The sequence below is a fragment of the Thermostichus sp. MS-CIW-15 genome (assembly GCF_054060575.1).
In genome coordinates this window covers 58,446-65,514 of the sequence record NZ_JBSSDI010000016.1, presented here as the reverse complement: position 1 = coordinate 65,514, position 7,069 = coordinate 58,446, and the positions used below count along the sequence as shown (strand labels likewise).

The 7,069-nt window shown below is 61.8% G+C and carries 7 protein-coding genes, 1 tRNA gene and 1 other RNA gene; 2 read left to right on the top strand and 7 right to left on the bottom strand.

The window, feature by feature from the left end; all coding sequences use genetic code 11:
* Nucleotides 1-352: 352 nt before the first annotated feature.
* The 3 genes from thrB to ACVW0R_RS07760 form a co-directional block, all read right to left on the bottom strand.
* The gene (gene thrB, locus ACVW0R_RS07770; protein WP_011430460.1) at nt 353-1,273 is read right to left on the bottom strand and encodes a homoserine kinase; all 921 of its coding nucleotides are present in this window, start codon (nt 1,271-1,273) and stop codon (nt 353-355) included.
* A gap of 72 nt (nt 1,274-1,345) precedes the next feature.
* A complete protein-coding gene (locus ACVW0R_RS07765) occupies nt 1,346-2,533 on the bottom strand; it encodes an ABC transporter permease (protein ID WP_457501892.1) in 1,188 nt (395 codons plus the stop codon).
* Between the two features lie 20 nt (nt 2,534-2,553).
* Nucleotides 2,554-3,951, bottom strand: a complete 1,398-nt coding sequence (locus ACVW0R_RS07760; protein WP_011430458.1) for an efflux RND transporter periplasmic adaptor subunit — start codon at nt 3,949-3,951, stop codon at nt 2,554-2,556.
* 171 nt (nt 3,952-4,122) lie between these two features.
* On the opposite strand from ACVW0R_RS07760, the gene rplS reads away from it, so the two are divergent.
* The gene (gene rplS / locus ACVW0R_RS07755; protein ID WP_011430457.1) at nt 4,123-4,506 is read left to right on the top strand and encodes a 50S ribosomal protein L19; all 384 of its coding nucleotides are present in this window, start codon (nt 4,123-4,125) and stop codon (nt 4,504-4,506) included.
* 62 nt (nt 4,507-4,568) lie between these two features.
* Nucleotides 4,569-4,641: transfer RNA gene (locus ACVW0R_RS07750), tRNA-Trp, on the top strand.
* 261 nt (nt 4,642-4,902) lie between these two features.
* Here ACVW0R_RS07750 and ACVW0R_RS07745 read toward each other — a convergent pair.
* From ACVW0R_RS07745 to ACVW0R_RS07730, 4 genes are all read right to left on the bottom strand, one after another.
* Entirely contained in the window at nt 4,903-5,316 is a 414-nt protein-coding gene (locus tag ACVW0R_RS07745) for a hypothetical protein (protein WP_011430456.1), read from the bottom strand.
* A gap of 41 nt (nt 5,317-5,357) precedes the next feature.
* Nucleotides 5,358-5,455: signal recognition particle sRNA small type (gene ffs / locus ACVW0R_RS07740), an RNA gene on the bottom strand.
* Between the two features lie 129 nt (nt 5,456-5,584).
* Nucleotides 5,585-6,301, bottom strand: a complete 717-nt coding sequence (locus ACVW0R_RS07735) for a BMC domain-containing protein (protein ID WP_099812055.1) — start codon at nt 6,299-6,301, stop codon at nt 5,585-5,587.
* A 31-nt stretch (nt 6,302-6,332) separates the two neighbouring features.
* Complete coding sequence (locus tag ACVW0R_RS07730) at nt 6,333-7,040, bottom strand: LbetaH domain-containing protein (protein WP_099812056.1); 708 nt, start codon at nt 7,038-7,040, stop codon at nt 6,333-6,335.
* Nucleotides 7,041-7,069 lie beyond the last annotated feature (29 nt).

Below are 7,069 nucleotides of genomic sequence, written 5' to 3'. Positions count from 1 at the left end.
GTTTTACATACCTAGCCATACCAAGCAGCCATACTGAACATACTGGGCGTTATTTTCAGTATAGTCCAGCATATCATTGACTAGAGTCATGCTCCCCCCCTTGCTGCTGCTGCTGCCAGGGTAGGGACGCCGAAAAAGTTTTGCCCAGCCTCTCAAGGGATCCCATCCCAAACAGGTTTGTGCTGTGGATTCCTGGCTCCCCTCTCCCGCAGGGAAAGGGGTTAAGGGGTGAGGGATAAGGAGGGTCGGGAACTTGAGTGGGAGGGCGGTGTCCTAGTCTGCGAAAGGCCTATACGCCTAAAAGCACGACCCCTTTGTAATCGGGGTGACCAGCTTGACCCAAGGGCCTCCTCTATATTTGGGAATGGATCACCACCCGTCCCCCCTGTCGATCCAAATTCAGGGGTTTGGCCTCTGCTTCGATATCCAGTTGCTCCCAGGCGCCGACCATGGCGCATCCCACCCGTTCTCGCTCCTCCGGGGCGCAGAAGGCTAAAAGCGTGGGGCCAGCCCCGCTGATCACCACCCCATAGGCCCCGGCAGCCAGAGCCGCTGCCTGGACGGTTTTGAAGCCGGTAATCAGCTCCATGCGCGCCGGTTGGTGCAGTCGATCCTGCAAGGCCACCTTCAGCCAGTCCGCCCGCCCCGACTGCAGGCTGCGGATAAGCAGCCCCAGGTGACTGACGGAAAAGACAGCATCCGCCAGGCTGACGGACTTGGGCAGGATCTCGCGGGCCGCCTGGGTAGACAGCTTAAAGTTAGGCACCGCCGCCACTAGGCCGATGCGCTCGTGCCAATCCACCGGGCAAAATACCCATTGCCCCTGCTGCCCCTGCACACAGAGTTGACAGCCGCCCTGGAGGGCGGGCACCACGTTGTCGGGATGGCCTTCAAGGGCAATGGCCAACTGCAGGAGGGTCTCAGGAGCCAGGTTCAGCGATCCAAGAGCATTAGCCCCCAACAGGCCGCCGACAATGGCAGTGGCAGAGCTGCCCAGGCCCCGCGCCAGGGGCACGTTGAGGGTGATCTCAATCTCCACCCCCGGCACCGGCTTGCTTAGCAGCTCGAAAGCACGGCAGAAAGCGCGGTACACCAGGTTGTCCTTGCTCTGGCTGATGTGATCGCTGCCGCGATAGTGGATGCTGAGGCCGGTGGGAATCTCGCGAAATTGGAAGTGGTTGTAGAGCTCCAGGGCTGCACCGATGCAATCGAACCCCGGCCCCAAGTTAGCGGTGGTGGCGGGGACGATCACCTCTACTCGCTCTCTAACCAAGGGGGAAGCTCCTTAGCGAACGGCGGGCAACTCAATACCTGTAAGCCCCCATTATCCTACGAATGGGAGATCTCAGGCTCGCAGGGCCTCGATGGGATCTAGTTGCGCCGCTTGGCGGGCCGGGAAAATGCCGAAAGCCACCCCGATCCCCGTCGAGAGGGAAAAGGACACCGCCACCGCCACTGCATCCACGCGGGTGGCCAGGGGGGTGAACACTTGCAGCGCCACCAGCAGGCCGCTGCTGAGGAGGATCCCGGCCACGCCCCCGCTGACGGCAATGAGAATAGCTTCGGTGGCAAACTGCTGCAAAATTTGCCGGCTATCGGCGCCGATCGCCTTGCGCAACCCGATCTCGGAGGTGCGTTCCGACACCGAGATCAGCATCACATTCATGATCCCCACCCCGCCCACCAGCAGCGAGAGGGCCGCCGTGCCGGTCAGCAGCACCCGCAGCAAGGTTAAGATCCTGGCCGCCCCGTCCAGCAACACCTTTTGGTTGCGGACGACGAAGTCATCCTCCCCCACCAGTTGGTGCCGTTGCCGCAGCAAGTTGCGGATCTGGAACTCGGCAGCCGGCAGATCTGCTTCGGAGCGGGCCGAGACGAAGATCGCCGTCAGTTCCAGGCCATAGGGGGAGCGCCGCCCCACAAACCGGTTGGCCACCACATCCACCGGCAAAAACAGGCCGGCATCGCTGTTGCCAAACACCGTTGGCTTAGAACGCAACGTGCCGATTACCTCGAAGGGCAGGTTGTTCAGCAGCACCGTCTCCCCGATGGCGGCAGCGGGATCCAAGCCGAACAGCTCGCGGGCGGCCTCGCTGCCCAGCACCACCACCGGGCGCTGCTCCTCAATATCCGCTGGCAAGAGAAAGCGCCCCTCCTCGATCTCCAAATTCAGCACCGACAAATACTCCGGCCAGGTGCCTGTGGCCTCATAGCGGCGATCCACTCCCCCCCGCACGGCGCGCACATTGACCACAAGACTGGGGACGGCTGCCGACACAGCGGGCACTTCCGCGGCAATTGCCCGTAGATCGTCGAGGGTAATGGGACGGGTGTTGCTGGCGTCCGCCAGGCCCAAGCTGGAAGAAAAGACAATGAGCAAGTTGGTGCCCAAAGAACGGAACTGATCCACGGCCAGCTCCTGGGCAGCATGGCCAAACCCGGCAATGGCCACGACGGCGGCGTTGCCGATGAGGATCCCTAACATGCTTAAACCGGTGCGCAGGCGGTAGCGGCGCACCATTTGCCAGGCCATTCGGGCTGCAATCGGTAGGCTCATGGGTGTGGCTTGATTTGAGCGGTTTCGCTGCGATTTTGCTCTTGTCGGATCAAAGTCTCCAGGTTCACCCCCGGCGGCAGCGCCGTAAAGACCCGATCCCCCGCCCGCAAGCCGGAGAGCACTTGGGTGATCCCGCCCTGGGTGAGGCCTGTTTCCACCGGTCGATAGACGGGCCGCTGGGTTCGCGGATCCAGCAGGATCACTCCCTCTTGGCCCTGCTCCCGCAAGATGGCCACCGAGGGCACCGTGAGCGCCTGAGGCTGCCGCTCCCCGATAAAATCCACCGAGACGTTCATGCCGGTGCGCAAAAAGTCTGCCCCCGCCTCCGGTTCGATCATGACCCGAAAGACGGTGACCTCCCGCACCACCACCGTGGCAGGGGCAATCCGCTTCACCCGCCCCTGCACCACCCGATCCGGATAGGCCAGGGAGCGGATCTCCACCGGCTGCCCCACCCGCACCTGGGCAATCTGCGCCTCCGGCACCTCGGCTCGCACCTCGATCCCCTGGGCCAGCGCCAAGATAGAGCTGGAAGAAGCGGCGGTGGCATCGGAAGCTGCGGTAGTGGGAGTTACAAAGGATCCCACCTCGGCAAAGCGCTGGACAACCACGCCGGAAAAGGGCGCCCGGATCTCGGCCTCAGCCAGGCGAGATTGCCGCTGGGCCAGCTCTGCCTCCGCTTGGGCAATCTGGGCTTGGATCTGCTGCAGCGTTTCTGGGCGGCTACCTGACCGCAATCGCTCCAGCTCCTGTTGAGCCGCTTGCCAGTCCGCCTGCGCCTGTTCCAGGCGGGCCAGGCGTTGATCCAGCTCGCTACGGGCCACCACCCCCTGCTGCACCAGGGTCTGAATCCGCTCCAATTCCCTTTCGGCCAACCTCACTTGCGACCGCGCCGCATCCACCCTGGCCTGGGCCGCCGCGATCACCTGGGGTCGCTCGCCAGCTTGCAGTTCCGCTAGGCGGGCCTGTAGCTCTTGGATGCGGGCTTGGGCTTGGCGAATGCCGCTGGCTAAATCCCCGTAATCCATCCGAGCCAACACTTGCCCTGCCACTACCTCATCTCCCTGATCCACCAGCAGCTCTGCCAGACGACCGGACTCGCGGGGGCTGACATTCACCTGCCGGATCGGCTGCACCTGGCCGCTCACCCGCAGGCGTTGGGCGAGATCTGTCACCTGCACGGGCACCGTTAGCCTCTCCAGGCGCTGGGCCGTCTGTTGCCGGAGCTGACGCTGAACGAGAATGCCGCCGCCCAAGCCGGCTAACAATATCCCCACAAGGATCCAGCCGATGGGCAGTCCTCTGTTGTGGGATCCGGTCTGTGGCAGAGGTTGGTCAGCAGATTTGGCAGGGGTTGGGGATCCCGTCTGGGGCTCATTGGTGCGCAGGATCACAAAAGTCTCTCGCCTTTAACAAGGGCTTTCTCTGTATCCAGCCTATTGAAAAAGGAGAGGGGGTGCAAACGCGGTTTCCCGCATGGCCATTGGGTTCGGACGGCTGGCAAGCTCTGTACAAAAAAAGGGGGGATTGCTACACTGATTGGCTGCCGATAACGCGGGAAAGCCATGAACGCTCGCATCAACGCCGAAGAGATCATCCGCTCCATCGAAGCGGCCCACATGAAGTCGGATCTGCCAGAGATCCATGTTGGCGATCAGGTACGGGTGGGGGTGCGCATTCAAGAGGGCGGCAAAGAGCGGGTGCAGGCCTTTGAAGGCACGGTCATTGCTATGCGTCACTCTGGATGCAACCGCACCATCACGGTGCGCAAGATTTTCCAGGGAATTGGAGTGGAGCGGGTCTTCCTAGTTCACTCGCCGCGCATCGACTCAATCCAGGTGTTGCGGCGTGGCAAGGTGCGGCGGGCCAAGCTGTTCTATCTGCGAAACCGAGTAGGCAAGGCCACTCGCATCAAAGCCAAAACGGATTCCAAAGAAGAAACCCTCTAAGGCTTTGGGCATACCTGCTACACTAGGTAAACTAGGTAAGGGCCTGACCCTTTACTACTCCTGCGTCCTTAGTTCAGTTGGTAGAACGTCGGTCTCCAAAACCGGATGTCGGGGGTTCGAGTCCTCCAGGACGCGTCAGCGGTTCGGCATTTTGAGGTGGCTTGGGGTAGATTCTCAAGCTTAAGCGCCCCGAGCTGCCAATTTTCAGAGAGAAGTCAGGGATCCAAGCCAACCGCTCCAACAAAAATTGGACGAGCCTGTTTAGACTCGCCGCTGCGGCCAAGGAACTTCGGCGGCAGCCGTTCGCAATCGGGCTGAGGGCGCTGCGGAGAGTCTTCCAGTTCCCCGTGAACGAGGATTAAAGAGATAGAGATCCCAACTTTTCCCGGGCCAAACCTAGGACTTCCTCGCTTCCTTCTTGATGCGATCCAACTCTGCCTGTAGCTCAGCAATCTGTTGGCGCAAACGGGCAGCTTCCGAAAGTTCAAGGGCAGTGCCAGTCTTGTCTTCAGCGTCGCCCATGTCGTCAATGTTGATCTTGCGAGGGGCGCCAGCAGACCTTTCCCCCCCCCTACGGTTGGCGTTGGCAGCGATGGCGTCCATGTAGGCCCGCGCCTCTTCGGCGGTCATCGCCCCCCGCTCCACCAATTCATCCACCAAAGCCTGGACCTGCTTGCGCAGCTCCAGCAGACGGCTGTTGGCTCTCCCGGCCACCTTTGCAGCATTGTCTGCCACCACCGCGGCCAAACCCATGCCGAAGTAGAAAGCCTTCTGAGCAAAGTTGGCGAGGGGGTTGTCTGTCTCGGCCATACAGGTGTGCGCTGCCAGGGCAGAGGTAAAACTTGGAAGAGGGCGACCCGGGTTGACGCGCCTGCTCAGAGCATCCCGTAGTGCTGCTATCTTCCGATCCTGACACGGTTTGGGCGTCGGAGCTGCACGGACCCAGGTCTTCCAGTAGCCTAACATTTTTCCTCTCTGCCCCGCTCCGCTTTCTGGAGGTGATCTCAGATCTTCTCCCCCTGTAGACGGCGGGAGGGGGCAGAGTACAGCGCGAGCCTTCCCGTCTTGCAAGGTAAACCTAAGGGGTTTCCGGCGGCTCCAGATAAACTGGGATCCGCTCCACAACGGTATCGCTGCGCCGCACCTCTTGTCCCTGGGCTTGGGGAATAGCCACCGGCAAGGTAACCGGTTGGGCAACGAAACAACTGGCCACCGGCAGAGCCTGCTCCAGTTCGTCGAGAGGGCGCGGGATCACAGCCACCGCGTTCAGCTCGCCGATGCGCTCTGCCTCGTACATGCCGGCATCGATGGCGATGGCCACGTTGGCCACCGTGCCCCGAATGATGGCCGTACACAGGCCGTCGCCAATGGTCTCGTAGGCGGCCAGTTGCACATCCGCCGTTTTCAGCATTGTGTCGGCGGCCCCTACCATAGCCGGAAAGCCGCGGGTTTCCAGCAGGCCCACGGCCAAGTTGCTGAGGCGGCTGTAGCCGCGGTTTTGTGCCAGTTGAGACAGCTTGCTGCTGACGGGCAGCACCGCCTCCAAGTTAGGCAAAGGCCGTGGAATGACCAAACTGGAGATCTCCTCTTGCTCAAACTGGCGGGCCACCTCGATCCCCTCCTCGATGGCAATGCGCACATCGGCAATCCCTCCCCGTACGATTGCCGTGCAGTAGCCTCCTGAGATCTTCTCAAAGCCGATCAGCGTCACCCCCGCCGACTTGGTCATGGCGTCGGCAATGCGCACAATGACCGGAAAGCTGCGTGTCTGAATAAGGCCCAAAGAGGTGGACATAGCACCCTACTTCTTTATGCCAGTGTAGCCCTCAAGACTGGCCACCCCCAGAGGATAGGATCTGCCGGTAAGGATAGATCTTGCCCAGCAGCCGATCCAGCTCCGAATAGCCCGGGATCCCATTTAGCTTGCGGGTCTTAGGGGATCTCGAGTTCTCTTGGGTTTGCTCAGCCGCCTCCTGCCAACGACGGGTTTGCTTTTCCACCTGGGCCAGCGGCGAGTCGGGGGGAGAGGGAGGGGTCGGCTCAGGCAAGGTTTCCTCAGGGGGTTCTATCGGCTCTTGCGGGGCCGCCGCCGACACGGGCTCTGCCTCGCTAGCCATGCCCACCTCCGCCTCTTGCCTGCTGGGATAGGTGGGATCCCCAACCAGCGAGCGGGGAGGGATCACCGCCTGGCTGAGCACTGAACAGTTGAGCAGCGTGGTTTCCGAGCCGATACAGGCGTTTTTGCCGATGGTGCCCTGCCCGATCACCAGCACCCCCATTCCCAAGGTGGCCCCCGCCTCCACGACGAGGGATCCCCCGCAGGCGTGCAGGATGGATCCCATGCCAATACAGACGCCTCGCCCGATCTCGATGCGACAGCCGGGGTTGGCCCGCAACAGCACTCCCGCTGCAATGCCTGCCCCTGCCTCCACCTGCACCTCGCCACTGACATAGTAGCGAGTTTCGCCGTTCTGGCTGGGCCAGGAGCGCAGCGTTGTAGAGGTGGGCAGAGGCAAAGCCAAGGTGCTCCTCATCGCTAGGAGGTCGGATCAAAACCAACCTT